The sequence below is a fragment of the Vibrio sp. Y176 genome (assembly GCF_033438945.1).
This window is the reverse complement of record NZ_JAWOQS010000896.1, coordinates 1-574: the sequence shown is the minus strand read 5'-3', so window position 1 is coordinate 574 and position 574 is coordinate 1. Positions and strand designations below refer to the sequence as shown.

Below are 574 nucleotides of genomic sequence, written 5' to 3'. Positions count from 1 at the left end.
TGCGACTGTTCTTGGTCTAGCTTTCAAGCTGCAGGACCCAGACGGTTTACTCGGCGATAAGAAAGACGTAGGCATTACTTGTGCGCTCATTCCTGCTGACCATGACGGCGTTGAAATTGGTGAGCGTCACGATCCACTTGGTTCTGCTTTCATGAATGGTCCGACTCGTGGTGAAGATGTTTTCATTCCAATGGATTGGCTCATCGGTGGCTCAGATTACGCGGGCAAAGGCTGGCGTATGTTGGTTGAGTGTTTGTCTGCTGGCCGCGGTATTTCACTGCCAGCACTTGGTACTGCAATCGGCCACCTGACAACCAGAACCACTGGCGCTTATGCATACGTACGTAAGCAGTTTGGTATGTCTATCGGTAAGTTCGAAGGGGTAGCAGAAGCGATGGGCCTTATTGGCGGTCTGACTTATCTATTGGAAGCAACGCGTACGTTGACGACTACCTCTCTCGATATGAAAGAGAAACCTGGCATTGTTACGGCTATTGCCAAATACCACATGACTGAAATTGCACGTACGATTTTGAACGACTCGTTCGATATTCACGCAGGTCGTGCGATTCAA

At 49.5% G+C, this 574-nt stretch carries 1 protein-coding gene; it reads left to right on the top strand.

All coding sequences use genetic code 11. From position 1 onward, the window contains the following. On the top strand, nt 1–574 hold a 574-nt coding region (locus tag R7O13_RS29280; RefSeq protein ID WP_318305512.1), incomplete at both ends, for an acyl-CoA dehydrogenase family protein.